The 15,356-nt window shown below is 51.4% G+C and carries 16 protein-coding genes; 8 read left to right on the top strand and 8 right to left on the bottom strand.

Annotation, left to right across the window (positions count from 1 at the left end; genetic code table 11):
- Positions 1 to 7: 7 nt before the first annotated feature.
- Together ACO0LI_RS19375 and ACO0LI_RS19370 are read left to right on the top strand one after the other, a co-directional pair.
- Complete coding sequence (locus tag ACO0LI_RS19375) at positions 8 to 1,006, top strand: nucleoside hydrolase (RefSeq protein WP_423034598.1); 999 nt, start codon at positions 8 to 10, stop codon at positions 1,004 to 1,006.
- A 10-nt stretch (positions 1,007 to 1,016) separates the two neighbouring features.
- Complete coding sequence (locus tag ACO0LI_RS19370; RefSeq protein WP_422952207.1) at positions 1,017 to 1,859, top strand: isopenicillin N synthase family dioxygenase; 843 nt, start codon at positions 1,017 to 1,019, stop codon at positions 1,857 to 1,859.
- A 68-nt stretch (positions 1,860 to 1,927) separates the two neighbouring features.
- On the opposite strand, the gene ACO0LI_RS19365 is transcribed toward ACO0LI_RS19370, so the two are convergent.
- The 3 genes from ACO0LI_RS19365 to ACO0LI_RS19355 all read right to left on the bottom strand — a co-directional run bounded on the left by ACO0LI_RS19365 (position 1,928) and on the right by ACO0LI_RS19355 (position 3,800).
- The gene (locus ACO0LI_RS19365) at positions 1,928 to 2,365 is read right to left on the bottom strand and encodes a hypothetical protein (protein ID WP_423034596.1); all 438 of its coding nucleotides are present in this window, start codon (positions 2,363 to 2,365) and stop codon (positions 1,928 to 1,930) included.
- Positions 2,362 to 2,799: a hypothetical protein gene (locus tag ACO0LI_RS19360; protein ID WP_423034594.1), complete on the bottom strand. Its 438-nt coding sequence runs from the start codon at positions 2,797 to 2,799 to the stop codon at positions 2,362 to 2,364. The genes ACO0LI_RS19365 and ACO0LI_RS19360 overlap by 4 nt, the downstream gene beginning before the upstream one ends.
- Before the next feature lie 104 nt (positions 2,800 to 2,903).
- Complete coding sequence (locus tag ACO0LI_RS19355) at positions 2,904 to 3,800, bottom strand: LysR family transcriptional regulator (RefSeq protein ID WP_423034592.1); 897 nt, start codon at positions 3,798 to 3,800, stop codon at positions 2,904 to 2,906.
- Positions 3,801 to 3,891: 91 nt separating this feature from the next.
- Here ACO0LI_RS19355 and ACO0LI_RS19350 point away from each other — a divergent pair, with 91 nt between their 5' ends.
- Positions 3,892 to 4,884, top strand: a complete 993-nt coding sequence (locus ACO0LI_RS19350; protein ID WP_423034590.1) for an MBL fold metallo-hydrolase — start codon at positions 3,892 to 3,894, stop codon at positions 4,882 to 4,884.
- 249 nt (positions 4,885 to 5,133) lie between these two features.
- On the opposite strand, the gene ACO0LI_RS19345 is transcribed toward ACO0LI_RS19350, so the two are convergent.
- Complete coding sequence (locus ACO0LI_RS19345) at positions 5,134 to 5,775, bottom strand: DUF5610 domain-containing protein (protein WP_423034588.1); 642 nt, start codon at positions 5,773 to 5,775, stop codon at positions 5,134 to 5,136.
- Positions 5,776 to 5,914: 139 nt separating this feature from the next.
- A complete protein-coding gene (locus ACO0LI_RS19340) occupies positions 5,915 to 7,396 on the bottom strand; it encodes a diguanylate cyclase (RefSeq protein ID WP_423034586.1) in 1,482 nt (493 codons plus the stop codon).
- A 42-nt stretch (positions 7,397 to 7,438) separates the two neighbouring features.
- Here ACO0LI_RS19340 and cdd point away from each other — a divergent pair, with 42 nt between their 5' ends.
- From cdd to creD, 4 genes are all read left to right on the top strand, one after another.
- Positions 7,439 to 7,840 (top strand): cytidine deaminase, encoded by a 402-nt coding sequence (gene cdd, locus ACO0LI_RS19335; protein ID WP_110257702.1) that lies wholly within the window; start codon positions 7,439 to 7,441, stop codon positions 7,838 to 7,840.
- 61 nt (positions 7,841 to 7,901) lie between these two features.
- On the top strand, positions 7,902 to 8,624 hold the full coding sequence (gene creB / locus ACO0LI_RS19330; protein WP_423034584.1) for a two-component system response regulator CreB: 723 nt from the start codon (positions 7,902 to 7,904) through the stop codon (positions 8,622 to 8,624).
- Complete coding sequence (gene creC / locus ACO0LI_RS19325; protein ID WP_423034582.1) at positions 8,621 to 10,060, top strand: two-component system sensor histidine kinase CreC; 1,440 nt, start codon at positions 8,621 to 8,623, stop codon at positions 10,058 to 10,060. Before creB ends, creC begins: the two co-directional genes overlap by 4 nt.
- 260 nt (positions 10,061 to 10,320) lie before the next feature.
- Positions 10,321 to 11,748, top strand: coding sequence for a cell envelope integrity protein CreD (gene creD / locus ACO0LI_RS19320; RefSeq protein WP_423034580.1), 1,428 nt, complete (start codon positions 10,321 to 10,323; stop codon positions 11,746 to 11,748).
- A 113-nt stretch (positions 11,749 to 11,861) separates the two neighbouring features.
- Here creD and ACO0LI_RS19315 read toward each other — a convergent pair whose 3' ends face one another.
- From ACO0LI_RS19315 to ACO0LI_RS19305, 3 genes are all read right to left on the bottom strand, one after another.
- Entirely contained in the window at positions 11,862 to 12,329 is a 468-nt protein-coding gene (locus ACO0LI_RS19315; RefSeq protein ID WP_422976317.1) for a hypothetical protein, read from the bottom strand.
- A 146-nt stretch (positions 12,330 to 12,475) separates the two neighbouring features.
- Positions 12,476 to 13,018 (bottom strand): cysteine hydrolase family protein, encoded by a 543-nt coding sequence (locus ACO0LI_RS19310; RefSeq protein WP_423034578.1) that lies wholly within the window; start codon positions 13,016 to 13,018, stop codon positions 12,476 to 12,478.
- Between the two features lie 266 nt (positions 13,019 to 13,284).
- Complete coding sequence (locus ACO0LI_RS19305) at positions 13,285 to 13,845, bottom strand: HD domain-containing protein (RefSeq protein WP_423034576.1); 561 nt, start codon at positions 13,843 to 13,845, stop codon at positions 13,285 to 13,287.
- A 637-nt stretch (positions 13,846 to 14,482) separates the two neighbouring features.
- Between ACO0LI_RS19305 and ACO0LI_RS19300 the strand changes: the two genes are divergently transcribed.
- Positions 14,483 to 15,169 (top strand): tetratricopeptide repeat protein, encoded by a 687-nt coding sequence (locus ACO0LI_RS19300; RefSeq protein WP_422952198.1) that lies wholly within the window; start codon positions 14,483 to 14,485, stop codon positions 15,167 to 15,169.
- Positions 15,170 to 15,356 lie beyond the last annotated feature (187 nt).

The raw sequence follows: 15,356 nt of genomic DNA, 5'->3' as shown, positions 1-15,356 counted from the left end.
CATACACATGTCAACAACAGCAAAACATAAAGTCATTTTTGATACGGATCCAGGCGTCGATGATGCAATGGCCTTGTATTTCGCGCTGGCACATCCTGATATCGATGTGGTTGGTATCACGACTACGTTTGGTAATGTCCATGTTGAGCAAGCCACCATCAATGCGCTGTACCTGACGCGCATCGCTGGCCGCGATATCCCTGTCGCTCAAGGCGTACCGGTACCTTTCGCCAAAGCACCTGGCATGCCGCCAGATTTCATCCACGGTGCTGATGGTTTGGGTAACCTGAACAGCCGTATTGAAGTCGGTGGCAAGGCAGAAGTAGAAAGCGCGGCTGAATTCATCGTCAAGATGGCACGCCAGCATCCGGGTGAAATCACCCTGGTCGCGGTTGGCCCACTGGGTAACCTGGGTCTGGCACTGAAGATGGAACCACAACTGCCAAAACTGCTGAAGCAAGTCGTGCTGATGGCAGGTACCGTTGATGAACCAGGTAATGTATCGCCAGTGGCAGAAGCGAATGTCTGGAATGACCCTGACGCGGCTGACCTGGTCTTTACAGCAGGCTGGGATTTGACCATGGTGGGTCTGGACGTGACGCACCGCGTGGTCTTGCCTTCGACCTTCTTTGCTGCCCTGGCAGAAAAACACAAGCACGTGGCGATGGATACTCTGTCGCACGCAGTCAACTTCTACGCCAACTTCTACCAAAGCATACGCCCGGACCTGGGTCATGCCTGCTATGGTCATGACGTACTGGCATTTGTCTGGCTGGTGGCACCGCAGATTTTCGAAACCAACTCTGGCCGCGTACGCGTTGCCAAAGAAGGCATAGGCAATGGCCAGACCATGATGGCAAAACTGCCTATCCCTTATCCACAGGCAGGTTGGGAAGCCAGTAAACCAGAAACACGTGTTTGCATGAAGGTCGATGCAGAAGCATGTAAACAATTGATCGATACCACCCTGGCATCCAGCTGGCTGCAAGCTCCATTGTCGAAATAAGGAGGCCATCATGTTTATCGAACCAGTTGATTATCGCGCACCCGATGCCGCGAAAAAATTCACAGAAAGCCTGCACCGCACCGGCTTTGGTGTATTGACCAATCATCCCTTGTCGCAAAGCACGCTTGAAACCATCTACAAGGAATGGTATGAGTTTTTCCAGACAGATGCGAAAAACAAGTATGACTTTGATGCCGAGAAAATGGATGGCTATTTTTCGCCAAAAATTTCCGAGACAGCCAAGGGCCAGACCAAGCGTGACCTGAAAGAGTTTTATCACATCTACCCGACAGGCCGTTATCCGTCTGAAGTGTCGGATGCTGCTCGCAAGTATTATGACGATGGTGCCAAGCTGGCAGCAGAGTTGTTGCAATGGGTAGAAGATCATTCTCCTGCTGACGTCAAGGCCAAGTATTCCATGCCCCTGTCAGACATGATCACCGACAGCGACCTGACCCTGCTGCGCGTTCTGCATTACCCACCTCTGCGTGGCGATGAAGAACCGGATGCAGTACGCGCCGCTGCCCATGGCGACATCAACCTGCTGACCTTGCTGCCTGCAGCAACCCAGGCCGGTTTGCAAGTGCAAGGCAAGGACGATGCATGGCATGACGTGCCCTGCGACTTTGGCATGCTGATCGTGAACATTGGCGACATGCTGGATGAAGCCTCGGCAGGTTACTATCCATCGACTATCCACCGCGTGTTGAACCCTACCGGTGAAGAAGCGAAAAAATCCCGCATCTCGCTGCCATTGTTCCTGCATCCACGTGCAGATGTGGTGTTGTCCGAGCGTCATACTTCGGGCAGTTATCTGCAAGAACGTTTGCGTGAGCTGGGTGTGAAGAAGTAAGCTGGCGAAGCCTGTCTCACAATGAATAAAAAAACTGGCTTCAGATATTGAAGCCAGTTTTTTTCAGTTCAGGGTTTGCAGCTATATTCTGTCATATTGGGCTCCAGACTGATGCCCCGATCTTTGCTCCCATCGATTCTTACTATTTCAGCAAAGCATTTGTTCCCATGGACACCATTATTCATCACATAAGACTGATTCTCCATCGGCCTGAAATCAAATCCGGGCATACAACTGCTGGATCTTTTATATTCTATTTCGTATTTAAACACTGCCAGACCTATAACATCACCTGTAGGCACCTGAATAGACATTTCATCTCCTGCTCCCCATTTCAAAGGTAGCCTATAGCGCTTACCTTTCTGGCATATCTCGTACTGTCCGAAATTCATAACCCTAATGTTGGTCATCTTTGTCTTTGGATCTGGGGAAAACATGGGAATGTTGCTGCAACCAACCAGCGTCGCCATAGTTACCAGGCAGAAGATAAGTTGTTTGCCTCTCATTTTGCACCTCCCTTTCCAAGATTGGCAAAATTAGGATGAACTATGCTATGCAGTTCCGCCAATACCGTAGAAGTTTTTAATGCTCCCGGCTGTGACTCGTCCAGATACAGTGCAAATACAGAAGCCGTAGGTTTCATACCCATCCAGCCGACTATAGACGAGGAAGCCGGGAGGCCGAGCGCGGCATCTGACAGCGTTCGGTACATCAAAAAATAAGGTTTGTTCTTAGATTTGGCAATTTCAGCAACGCGATAATTCACGTTGGCCAGCACACGGCCTGGCTCAATATAAACTATGCCAGAAAATGTCACTTGCTCCAGTTTACCTGGGCCTGGGGCCTCAATGTAACCTCCGTTCATTCCAGAATTTTGGAGAGGAATTGCACAGCCAGTGACGAATACACTACTTAAAAGTAGCAAGTAAATCTTTTGCAAACGAGACTCCAGAATCAAAGGTGATGGACAAGCAAGTTCGTCTTGCCAGATATGAAGAAAGCCTGAATTTTAACAAACTACGATGACAAGAAGATGCATATTGGCTAGATAACAGAGGCCCCCACTGATGCCATCGCCCTGCCCAGCTCCTCATGCAAAAGCTGGAACACCGCCTTGACGCGATTAGTCTCGCGCAAATCGGGATGGATAAGCAACCACAGTGCTGCGGCGCATTCAGGTATAGGTTCACCCACCCGCTGCAAGGCATCTGAGCTGTCGCCCAGTATGCAAGGCAAGATCGCCAAGCCCATGCCGTGCATGCAGGCTTGCTGAACCAGGCCAAAGCTGCTGCTGCGATAACCTATTTCATCCAGCGACAGGATATTGCTGAGCCAGCGCAGGCTGCGGTGACCGCTGTGGGCGTCATCAAGCGCTATCCATTCATGCTGATCCAGTGGCAAGTCTGCATGCAAAGCAAGATAAGACGACGCTGCATAAATGCAAAATTCCAGAGGGGCGATGTGCTTGCCTATCAGGTAGTCTGGCGGCGTAATTGTCGGGCGCACGGCAATGTCGGCATCGCGCTTCGACAGGTTTGCAGACTTGTTATCAACTTCCAGCGTCAGCCTGATTTGCGGGTAGAGCTGGCGGCACAAGGCAAGTACCGGTGGCAACAGTGTTAAAGCCAGGCTGTCGGTCGTGGAGATGCGTACCAGGCCGCTGGGTCGCAAGTCTGCCCCCGCCACTCGCAGCATGGCGCTGGTGGCAATCGCATCCAGTTCTGCGCCGGCGCGCATGAGTTCTTCACCTGCTGCTGTCGCATGGTAGCGGCCTGCTATGCGTTCAAACAGGCGCACGCCTGTCTCTGCCTCCAGCTGGTTCAGGCGACGGAATACGGTTGCATGATTCAAGCCCAGGCGGCGCGCAGCACCTGCCAGCGAACCAGTCTCAGCTATCCAGGCAACCAGCCGCAAATCATTGAGATTTTCTACGCTTTGCATTTTCGCAAATTAATTAGTCATCGATAGCTAATTGTATTGCATAAATGTAGCAACTACACTGGCTACATCAACCAATTTAGAGGAGAACAATATGAAACGCACAGTCTTGGCAGTCATGACAGGTTTGCTGTTTGCCACAGTGACACAAGCGTCACAAGCGTCACAAGCGTCACAATCAGCAGAACCTATCTGGGATGGCAACAAGGTCGAGATGGTCAGTGAAAAACTGGGAGATGGTGTGTATGCCTACTACGCCAATAACGCCAAAGAGCTCAATGCCAAGGGCGGCGCAGCAGCCACCAGTGGCGGCCTGATCGTTGGCAGCAAGGGTACCCTGTTGATAGAGACCATGCTCAACAAGCGTTTGAATTCACAGGTGATGGCACTGAGCTGGAAGCTGGGCCACAAGCCTATATTGTATGCAGTCAACACCAGTTCACACGGTGACCATGCCTACGGCAATATGTATATGCCCGCCAGCACCAAGATCATCCAGCATGCGCAGACCAGCACTTATATCCATGCGCATCTGGACGATGACAAGGCTTTCATGATCAAGAACTTTGGCACTGGCCGCGGCATAGAAGAAATCAAGGCACGCACTGGTGATGTGCTGGTCGCTCCAGGTGGCAGCCTGAAACTGGACCTCGGCGGCAAAGTGGTGGAGATCATGGACTTTGGCTTTGCCCAGACTGGTGGTGACTTATGGGTGTGGGAGCCGCAAAGCAAGGTCATGTGGAGTGGCAACCCGGTCATCGCTGGCAAACCCGCCCTGCCCTGGTTGCTGGACGGTCATTTGATCGCCACGCTGGAGACCCTGCGCCGCGTTGATGTCTTCTTGCCAGCAGATGCCCGCATCGTGCCTGGGCACGGCGTAGCCATAGGCAAGGAAGACTTGAAATGGCAGATTGCTTATCTGGAAACTGTACGTAGCCAAGTGCAGGCTGCGATCACGCAGGGTTTGAATCTGGAGCAAACCGTGAAACAGGTCAGCATGCCTGATTATGCGGGTTATGCCTTGTTTGGCTGGGTGCACCCGGTCTTGAATGTGCCTGCTGCTTATAAGGATTTGGGTGGGAAGTAGACAAGAGACTTGCAGATGCCGCTGCGATGGCAGTATCTGCAAGGCAGCGCAGGGGGCGCCTGGCGCAACGCTCTCTGGCTGAGCAAACATATGAGGTAGATGCTGCATTTAATATGCTTAGGGTTGCAGTATTTTGTAGGGTGCGCCGTGCGCACCAGCTAGTTACTGCCGTTACTGGTTTCCTGATTTCCTGATGTGTTCTTCAAACGGTGCGCACGGCGCACCCTACAAAAAATACTTCGGCTTAACTCAGGCTGCTTTCGCTGTCGCTGGTTTTGCCAGCGTCACCGTATCGCCTGAGGGTATGCCATCCGATTTCCAGCGAGCAAATTCTGTACGTATGGCTTCCAGGGTTTGTTTGCTGATGTCTGGCAAAGTGCCGCCCAGTATGTCTGATGCTTCTTTAAAACCCTGCTCAACCGCTTTAGTAATTTTATCGAGCTTGGCCGGATCATCGCCAATAGCTGCCTTGGCAAAGCTGAGTATGCGTTCAGCAGTTTTTTGTACGCTGAACTCGCCACCATCAGCCACGGCTGCCTGCGCTGCCTTGATGGCTTCCGGACTGGCCGAGATTTTTTGCTGGCCACTGACCACCTTGGACAATTCCAGCCCCTGTTGCTCTACCAGTGGTTTGATCAGGTTAATGATGTCCTGCGCCTTGCGGTTGGATTCTTCCAGCAGGGCTTGCAGGTCAGGTGCGGCTGTTTTATTCAGGCGCGGGTCAGAATACACCACCGTATCATTCTTGCTGGCATCCAGATTAACGCTGGTGCTGTCAGATGTGGTGGTGGCATTCGTGTCTGCCGTTTGCTCGTCCGTCTTGGGCGCTTTGGTTTGCGCAGTCTGGTAAGTGCGCACGTAAAGATCTTGTCTGGATATGCCTATACTCATCGTATTGCTCCATGATAATAGTGATAGATGTTTAGCCCTGTACTATCGTTATGGAGCATGGAAGGTGAAATTGCAATGGCAAAATCAGATGATTATTACCGCCATTAAATATTTTGCATAATAATTATGCATTGAAATATCATGCCGCTTCGTCGGTCACGGCATCAAACATGATGCGGTTTCTGCCTGCATGTTTTGCTGCATAAAGTAGCTGATCAGCACGGGTGCGCACCATGTCCGGGGTCACATCTCCACCCTGATATTCTGTAATACCTATACTGGCAGTGACATAAATATCAATACCGGCCACGGTGACCGGGCTTTTTTCGAGGCGCAGGCGCAATCTTTCCATGGCGGCAGCGGCATCCATGGCATCAGACTCGGGGAAGAGTACGGCAAACTCATCCCCACCAAGGCGGGCGGCCTTGTCTATGCCACGGGTATTGGCTTGCATCAGACTGGCAAAGTGAGCGATTACTTCATCGCCGGCCTGGTGCCCGTATATGTCATTGACCTTTTTAAAGTGATCAATATCCAGCAAGGCCAGGGCATAAGGTCGTTTTATGCGCTTGGCGCGTTGATGTTCTTCTGCCAGCATGGGTAAAAAGGTGGCGCGATTAATCAGTTTGGTCAGCTCATCCACTTCTGCGGCTTTTTGCCATTCTTGCCTGGCAGCCTCTATTGTCAGCAATTGACGGTTATGCAAGGCGACCGCCAGTATCGTAAAAGTGGTCGTGCACACAAAGCACACCAGCATGAAATTCGCCTCGACCAGATTGCTGCTTTGGAAAGGGCCTAACTGTTGTCCGGTAATAGCGATAATGGCAACCATGCTGGCAGTCAACGCCAGCGTCATGAGCTTGAGGCTGACATAAAAAGCCAGCAGCAAAAGCACGGGCAAAACGAAATAGATAAACCCCGGGTGCCCGCGAAACGCCAGGTATAGCAGCACCCCTACACCAAGTCCGGTCAGTACCAGCCGCTGCACTTCATTACTGTGCAACTGATGATCGTCACGCCAGGCCTGGTAGAGTGGATAAATCAGCAAGATACCCAGGCTATCGGCCAGCACCAGCATGCGAAAGAAGTTACCCGCCTCATCCCAATGAATGTAGCCGCCCACAGACAAATTCAGGCTCAGGATGAGGCTGCTGAGCATGGTCGGTATCAGACAGACTTTGATGCCGAAATGCAACAAATCAGTAGATTGACGCAAACCTTGCGGCAAGGACAAACGCATCATGAGCATGGCAACAATGCCCGCCAGACCGTCAGCCATGGCAGAGATCAGTGTATATAGCGCAGGAGAATTCTTGTGCGCCTCGACCATGCCGGGATAATTTGCCAAGAAGCTGGCCATCAGAATGAAAGGGAAAGCCAGCAAACCATGGCGCATGCCCATCACCATGCCTATGCCAGACGCCAGCCACAGCAAGGTGATATTGCTGGGTTTGAGGGCAAACAATTGCATGCCCGTGCGTGCTGCCAGATAGTAGAGGCTGGCTGCACAGATCAGGAAGACGATTTCCTGCAGTTTTTTTCTAAAGGGAGAATGCGTTTGTCCATGCTGCCCGACCTGGCCGGGAGCGGAGGATTTAAGCGGATTCACCATATTTGACATGGTTTGATAATACAATGTCGCCTATACCAACGAAAGACGAACATGTTTAACAAAAGTGAACTATTGCAAGCTGCCAATACGGCCCGTGAATCCGCTTATGCGCCCTACTCCAAATTCAAGGTCGGCGCTGCTGTTCTGACCAAGGATGGCAAGACTTTCCATGGCTGCAATGTAGAAAACGCCTCTTATGGTTTGTGCAATTGTGCTGAGCGCACTGCCCTGTTTTCTGCCATTGCTGCCGGCTACCGTCCTGGCGACTTTGCTGCCATCGCCGTGACTGGTGATACCGAAGGCCCGATCGCCCCTTGCGGCGCGTGCCGCCAGGTCATCATCGAACTGGGTGGGCCAGAATTGCCTGTGCTGCTGACGAATCTCAAAGGTGATCTCAAGACCACGACCGCAGGTGATCAGTTGCCGGATGCGTTTTACCTGAAGCCGGAATAATCTTCCAACGTCCCGCACAAATCAATTGTGCGGGATTATCCACATCTCTATCATCTCCTGCATGAGCAAATCCATACTGATCATCGAAGATGAAGTCAGCATCGCCGACACCCTGGCCTACGCCCTGAAGACTGACGGCTTTATCCCGCAACACCTGAGCCTGGGCCAGCAAGCGCTGGAACTCTTGCGCACAACGACCACGCCACCCGCACTGATCGTACTCGACATCGGTTTGCCCGACATCAGCGGCTTTGATGTCTGCCGCCAGTTGCGCCAGTTCTCTGATACACCCGTGCTGTTTTTGACCGCACGCAATGATGAGATAGACCGCATCGTTGGCCTCGAAATCGGGGCTGACGATTATGTCAGCAAACCCTTTTCACCACGCGAAGTGGTGGCCCGCATACGTGCGATTTTGCGGCGCCAGCAAGGCAAGGTGCAAACTGTGGCAGATACTGCAGCACCCCGTTTTGAATTAAAACCGCAAGAAGCGCGCATCATCGCTTACGGCCAGACACTGAGCCTGACGCGTTATGAATACCTGTTGCTCAAGACGCTGATGGAAAGCCCTGGCCACTTATTCTCACGCGCACAGCTCATGGAAATCGTCTGGACCAACGCGCCCGATACGCTGGACCGCACCGTCGATGCCCACGTCAAATGCCTGCGGGCCAAACTGCGTCAGGCAAGGTTCAACAATACAGGTGCTGCAGATGATGGTGAAGCAAATGATGAAGGTATCATCACCCACCGCGGCATGGGCTATAGCTGGTCGCCTGCATGAAGATAGGCCTGCGCATACTGCTGGGTTATTTTCTGATACTGGGCCTGAGTGCCTGGCTGATACTGAATGTCGTAGTTGAAGAAATCAAACCCGGTGTGCGTGCGACGCTGGAAGACACCCTTATCGACACCGCACAAATGCTGGCCACCCTGGTGGCCGACGATGTGGCAGCAGGCAAAGTCGCCGATAGTGATTTGATGAAGCGCCTGCAAAACTATGCGCAACGCAGCATTGATGCCAACATCAGCGGCATACGCAAGACCAGTCTTGATTACCGCATCTACATCACCGACATCCAAGGCATCGTTATCTTCGACAGCGATGGCAAGGACGTGGGTCAGGATTACTCACGCTGGAATGATGTCAACCGCACCCTGCAGGGTAAATACGGTGCCCGCAGCACCCGTAGCAAATCGGAAGATGAAGGCAGCAGCGTCATGCATGTGGCAGCGCCCATCCTCGACCATGGCCGCATCATAGGTTCACTGACGGTCGCCAAACCGATCTCCACCATCAACCCGTTTATCTGGCGCAGCCAGCGCAAGATACTGCAGCGCAGTGCGTGGCTGTGGCTGGGCTCTCTGTTGATAGGTTTAGGTTTTTCATGGTGGCTGAACCGCACTTTGCGCAAGCTGCAAACCTATGCCAGCAGCGTAGAAAACGGCGAGAAAACCAGCCTGCCTGAACTGGGCAATAATGAAATCGGTAGCCTGGGCCGCGCCCTTGAAGCCATGCGCGACAAGCTCGAAGGCAAGCAATATGTAGAACAACTCATGCACACCATGGCGCATGAGTTGAAGAGCCCCATCGCTTCTATCCAAGGCTCAGCCGAACTTATGCGTGAAGACATGCCCGCCGCTGACAGGCAGCATTTCCTCAACAACATCCTCGAACAAAATTCCCGCCAGCGTCAGCTTATCGATAAATTGCTGGCCCTGGTCAAGCTGGAAAAACAGCAAAGCCTGGACCACGTACAAGTCGTCAACATCCCGCGCCTTTCGGCACTGGTGACTGAAGATGCGCAACCCGGATTGTTAGCCAAGTCCCTGCAACTGCAGCAAGACATGGACTCCGCCATCACCAGCATCAATGGTGATGAATTATTGTTGCGCCAGGCGCTGGGCAATCTGCTCGACAATGCGATTGCCTTTGCCGCTGCAGGCAGCAGTATCAGCCTGCAAACCCGTCTCATCAATAACCCCGATGGCACATCATCACTGCAAATCAGTATCAGCGACCAGGGGCCAGGCATACCAGATTACGCCCTCGATAAAATCTTTGACCGCTTCTACTCCCTGCCCCGGCCACATGCGGCGAAAAGTACGGGGCTGGGTTTGCCGTTTGTGCGGGAAGTAGCGTTGCTGCATGGGGGGAGTATTAGCGTGGTAAATGAGGCTAGCGGTGGAGTGCGGGCTATGCTGTGTTTGGGGGTTTAAATATCGTAGGTTGGGCCGGGCCTCGCTAGGCTACGGTTCATCAGCCCAACACTCGGCCTAAACAAACGTATGCGTTATTTAAACGCCGAGTGTTGGGCTGGTAAATCGTAGCCCAACCTACGATACGCGGTCAATCTACGAGACCCGGCCCAACATACGCCAACCCACAAGAACAAAGAAACATCCCACTTCACACAAACCACATCATCCCCGCACATTCCTTTTTTACATTACAAGCTTCGCCATTACCGGAGCCTGTCATGCAAAGAAGTCTGTTATTCAAAATCGCCATTGTCGGCCTGCTGGCCATCTTGCTGTATGTACCGCTGGGCATGATACAAGCCACGATCTGGGAGCGTATGCATTACCGCGAAGAGGCCGTGCGCAGTATCACAGCGGATTCTGTCAGTGAGCAGGTCATCGTTGGCCCCGTGCTGGTCGTGCCTTATACCGAAACCTGGGAAGATGAGAGCTTTGATGCAACGCTCAATAAAACCGTGCGCCGCCAGTTGTCGGCCAATAGAAAACACTATATCTATCCGAATGAAATGCAGGTCATAGGCAATATCGATACTGACCAGCGCTATCGCGGCATCCATAAAGTGCTGGTATATACCGGGCACCATAAAATAACGGGTGACTTCATGCTGCCTGAACTATCGAACATGGTACAAAAGGATAATCCCAAAGCTGCCATCACGCTGGCAGAAAAACCTTATATATCCATGGGCCTCAGTGATACCCGTGGTCTGCAAAATTTCCCTACGCTCAAATGGGGTGAGCAGGCGATAGAATTCAAACAGGGTAGCGGCCTTAGCGCTTTCCAGCGCGGCATTCATGCGGGCCTGGATGATGTTGATCTGGCGAGCGCAAAACAAGTCAAATTCAAGATAGACCTGGATGTGGATGGCATAGAAAAACTGAGCTTTGCACCACTGGCAAAAAATAACCAGGTGACACTGACTTCGAACTGGCCACATGTGCAGTATGGTGGTCGCTTCTTGCCATCACCAAAAGGCAGGATTAATACAGACAAGAATGTCAGTGCCAACTGGAATATCTCTTCCTTGTCCAGCAATGCACAGCAACAAATGACGCGTCTCGAAAACGCCGGGAACGCAGTCAAAGTAGCAAGTGGTACAAATCTGAATGAAGATGGCAGCCCCACTTCATCTGCATCGCCTATCGATATCTTCAGTGTCTCTTACATCGAACCTGTTAACATCTATACGCAGGCTGACCGCGCCGTCAAATATGGCCTGATGTTCGTCGCCCTGACCTTTGCCGCCTTCTTTTTGTTCGAGGTCTTGAAGCAACTGCCTATCCACCCTGTGCAATACACCCTGGTGGGCCTGGCGCTGGTGATTTTCTTCTTGCTGCTGGTCAGCCTGTCAGAAAAAATCAGCTTCGTGCTGGCCTATCTGACGGCCAGTGCAGCCTGTATTTTGCTCATCGGTATTTACCTTGCCAATGTGCTGCATAACTGGAAGCGCGGCCTGGGATTTGGCGTGGCATTGACAATCTTGTACGGCATCCTGTTTGGTCTGCTGAGTTCAGAAAACAATGCCATGATGATGGGTAGCCTGCTGCTGTTTGCTGTCCTGTCAGGCATCATGCTGGCGACCCGCAAGGTCGATTGGTACAATCTCGGCAAGCCTGCTACAGACAGAGCGTTTGATCATGCCTGATCAGTAAATCAGCTGGGTAAGTATACTATCCAGAAATAGTCAGAAATAACCCGAATAACCCGAGAAAATCAGAACCTTGTCAGTTGCAAATTTGCAGGCAAGGTTCTGGTTTTTCATGCGTGGTCTATCGTCAGCCCCGCATTGATCTCGGTCAGATTGCGCACCAGGGTTTCTGAATAATGCAGGCCTGCGCCTGAAGTGGCATAAACAAGCCTGAGCAAGATGAAGTACTCGCCATCGCAATAGTCGGCAACAGCAGGTAATTTGTATTTGACCTGCTCCAGAAAATCCAGCAGTTGCGCTTCTTCTGCCAGCCATGCAGGCAAATTTGTTTCTGATTCGCTGGCACATTCCAGCAGGCCGGTACACCATTGCCTGGCCCCGCTATTGCTGTCTGGCTGCGCTGGCCCTGCCAGATGAATCGTCACCTGCGCATCTTCACCCCAGCGCTTGAGTGTCTTGCTGTTGTTACTGATGCGCGAGACTGCACCATCAAGCCCCTTGTTATCCGCCGCCAGGGCAAAGCTGTCGGCATCAAATTCTTCTCCTCCTACTTCAACATAAAAGCGCAGTAATTTCATTCTTGCCTCCGTGTTCAGGATTTGAAATGCAGTTCAACCGTATTCACCAGGCCTGGCACAAGCAGCCAGACCATAGCATTCTAGTCCGAATTGAAATTTTTGCAATTTCAATCCGCACTGGCTGGCGGCCTTCTTGCCTGGCAGGATTAAAAACGCAGATCTTCAGTCTTGATCAGACTGGCAAACAGACCATTCAGGGTCGCATTATGGTGGGCGATGATGGTGCTGGCAGGTAGCAACTCAGTGTCATTGCAGCTATGCGCATCTTCTACCAGTATCACCTTGAAACCCAGTTCACTGGCAGCACGGCAATTGCTGTCTATGCAGTACTGGGTTTTAAGTCCGCAAATGATCAGTTCCTGTATGCGCTTTGCGCGCAATTGTTGCAATAGATCCGTCCCTGCAAAGCAACTGGGCCGGGTCTTTTCAAATACGGTATCGCCTTCCAAATCGATGCCCAGCTCAGGCATGAATTGCCAGTTGGCACTGCCAGCTTCTATCGGCGAGCCCTGCGGACCAGTGTGGCGTACGGCAAATACCGGCACACTGGCGGCATGTGCCTTGACCAGCACGCGCTTGACATTGTCCAGCACCTGCTCTGTTGCATGGATAATGCGCCCGCCATGGAACAGGCCTACCTGCATATCAATGACCAGCACGGCCGGGTTTGCATATGATTGTTGCACCATCTTTCAGACTCCTTTGCGCATTTCTGCATGGATAAATTGCCCGCGTACAGGCAAGAAAAAACCCCGCTCATCGCTGGCGGGGTTTGCTATTTCAGGCAGTTTTCACTACCTGTGATGACGCTATCAAGCCGGACGCCAGCCTACCCCGCTACTACCGATGGTAGTCGCAGTAGTCGTGGTAAAGGTAGAACCTGTCGTGGTGGTCAATTGAAATGTCATGCGAACGAGTGTAGTTTTTGCAAAAGCAATAGTCAAGTACAGCAAAATCATTTCTTCAGGAACTGCGGATAGGCATTGATCTTCGCCTGCAGGCGCTGCGCCAGGCCAAAATCGGCAGTCAGCAATTCATCATGGATGAGCTGTGCTTCATCGCGATATGCGAGTATCTTTTCATTGCTCCAGTAATGCGGCGGGTGATACAGATTGGTGATGCGGTCAGCCATCTTGACCATCCATATCTCTGCCGGTTGCTGGCGTATGCGGTCCAGGCTGTCGCGCATTTGCTCTGCCTTGGTTGGCAATGCGGTGTTCTTTGACAGAGCTTGCACACCGTCCGCCACGGCCTGGCCAAATTCCTGCTGCAATAATTCATAGCTGGCGCTGGTGTCTTCTATGGTGTCATGCAACAAGGCACATTGCACGGCAAGCGCACCATCGGCATTGGTATTAGTTTGCAAAGCCCAGATCACTTCCATCGCCACGCTGGCGATGTGGTTGATGTATTCAATACGTTCACCTTCGACCTTGCCACCATAGGTTTGCCCGCTATGCTGGCGCGAAGAAAACGACCAGGCTTTTTCGTAGATATCGGGGGTCCAGTTATTCATTTTCCGTCCTTTCATGAATCAATCTGCGGAACAGGATATTGCTGCAAACTGCATGGGAAGTAGATTGAGCTACACAGTTTCAGGAAATTCTCACCTGACACCAGCTCTGCATTCAAGCCACGGAATGGGCTAAGGAAGAGTTAAACCAGCCCGATAGTACTCCGCGCTGTCAGACGTATTTTACTACGATACTGAGGGTGAAAAATTACAGGATGACAAATTCCCACATAAAAAATACCCCCCTGTGGCAAAGATGCCGCTTGCTGCAAATTTAATCAGAAACTGGGCTAGGCAAGCAAGCAAACGCTCACTAGAATGGCCGACCTTTCCAGTTAAGCCAGGAAATTGAATCAACGCAAAGGAGATTCCATCAATGGAAGACTATAGTGGCAGCTATCTCAAGTGTAGCGGGTGTTTTTACATGGTTGGCTTTCAAGATTTCAATTGCTCTCACACATACACTCGCAACACGACCAATCAGCAAGCATTTTCACAGGCAAACTATCCTAGATGTGACATCACAGGTCTGCCCCACTATTGCGATCCAAGCACAATGGTGATGCTCACCTCACCTTGCTGGTGCCTGCACTGCAACAGACCAACTTTAATTGAACGCATACCGGACATAAGCCAATACATGAAAGCTGCCGCCTTGCGCAGATTACCGGAGCAAGAGAGACATAACGCTGCAAGTGACTACCTGCTTTATCTTGAGGATGAAAATTTCCTTGAGCACTATCAATGGCGCATGACACGCACAGCACCATCAAAATGTCTGCGTTGCGGTAATAGTGCCTATATATTAATTGATGAAAACCAACGCGATACAGGCATAACACATGAGTACTGCTGGAATAGTCCCATTGAATGCATGTATCCACCAATCGGATCTGCAATGTATCGGGCACAAATCAGTTGTTATCACGCTTTAAATGGCGAACTGAACTGGCTGCACTTGTCTGAAAGAGCAGTCATTTCCTGCATGACTGATGACCCGTGCAAAACTGATTTGCGTGCAGCAGCATACGCTATCGTACGCTATAAGGAAAAAGAGTCCTTTGACATTCTTGAGGTACTCACAAAAGAAAAAAGAACCCCTGCCATGACCGCGCTGGGTACTCTTTACCTGTTCGGCATTGGGGTTGAGGCTGATGGTGAGCTGGCTATCCATTATCTCAGCAAGGCACTTGAGGCGGGAGATGGTCTGGCCGCGATGAACCTGAGCAGGATGTACTGGGCAGGCATGGCGGGTATCAAGGCTGATGATGAAAAGATGAAATCTTACCTGCATACGGCGAGGGAAATGGGAATATATATCCGTTAGCTGCTGCCCATCTTGTATAGCTTCATGGGAATTGGAGGGCAATGACACTGCAGGGTAAAAAAGTGTCAACACCAAGATCAATCCACAAATATTGAAGGAGCATCTGTCTATGGAAGACTATTTTTATAGTTACTTAACGTGCACTGGATGCGGTAAGAACTTTCACTTTGACGCTCCAAGGCATAGC

It is taken from the genome of Undibacterium sp. Tian12W (genome assembly GCF_049339405.1).
Taxonomy (GTDB): Bacteria; Pseudomonadota; Gammaproteobacteria; order Burkholderiales; family Burkholderiaceae_D; genus Undibacterium.
The sequence above is the reverse complement of the archived record's forward strand: the minus strand, read 5'-3'. Positions and strand labels throughout refer to the sequence as shown.

Excerpts from the sequence above, each read along its gene's own strand:
- ACO0LI_RS19375 (WP_423034598.1), top strand. The coding sequence starts at position 8 with ATGTCAACAACAGCAAAACATAAAGTCATTTTTGATACGGATCCAGGC.
- ACO0LI_RS19370 (WP_422952207.1), top strand. The coding sequence starts at position 1,017 with ATGTTTATCGAACCAGTTGATTATCGCGCACCCGATGCCGCGAAAAAA.
- ACO0LI_RS19365 (WP_423034596.1), bottom strand. The coding sequence starts at position 2,365 with ATGAGAGGCAAACAACTTATCTTCTGCCTGGTAACTATGGCGACGCTG.
- ACO0LI_RS19355 (WP_423034592.1), bottom strand. The coding sequence starts at position 3,800 with ATGCAAAGCGTAGAAAATCTCAATGATTTGCGGCTGGTTGCCTGGATA.
- ACO0LI_RS19350 (WP_423034590.1), top strand. The coding sequence starts at position 3,892 with ATGAAACGCACAGTCTTGGCAGTCATGACAGGTTTGCTGTTTGCCACA.
- ACO0LI_RS19345 (WP_423034588.1), bottom strand. The coding sequence starts at position 5,775 with ATGAGTATAGGCATATCCAGACAAGATCTTTACGTGCGCACTTACCAG.
- ACO0LI_RS19340 (WP_423034586.1), bottom strand. The coding sequence starts at position 7,396 with ATGTCAAATATGGTGAATCCGCTTAAATCCTCCGCTCCCGGCCAGGTC.
- cdd (WP_110257702.1), top strand. The coding sequence starts at position 7,439 with ATGTTTAACAAAAGTGAACTATTGCAAGCTGCCAATACGGCCCGTGAA.
- creB (WP_423034584.1), top strand. The coding sequence starts at position 7,902 with ATGAGCAAATCCATACTGATCATCGAAGATGAAGTCAGCATCGCCGAC.
- creC (WP_423034582.1), top strand. The coding sequence starts at position 8,621 with ATGAAGATAGGCCTGCGCATACTGCTGGGTTATTTTCTGATACTGGGC.
- creD (WP_423034580.1), top strand. The coding sequence starts at position 10,321 with ATGCAAAGAAGTCTGTTATTCAAAATCGCCATTGTCGGCCTGCTGGCC.
- ACO0LI_RS19315 (WP_422976317.1), bottom strand. The coding sequence starts at position 12,329 with ATGAAATTACTGCGCTTTTATGTTGAAGTAGGAGGAGAAGAATTTGAT.
- ACO0LI_RS19310 (WP_423034578.1), bottom strand. The coding sequence starts at position 13,018 with ATGGTGCAACAATCATATGCAAACCCGGCCGTGCTGGTCATTGATATG.
- ACO0LI_RS19305 (WP_423034576.1), bottom strand. The coding sequence starts at position 13,845 with ATGAATAACTGGACCCCCGATATCTACGAAAAAGCCTGGTCGTTTTCT.
- ACO0LI_RS19300 (WP_422952198.1), top strand. The coding sequence starts at position 14,483 with ATGAAAGCTGCCGCCTTGCGCAGATTACCGGAGCAAGAGAGACATAAC.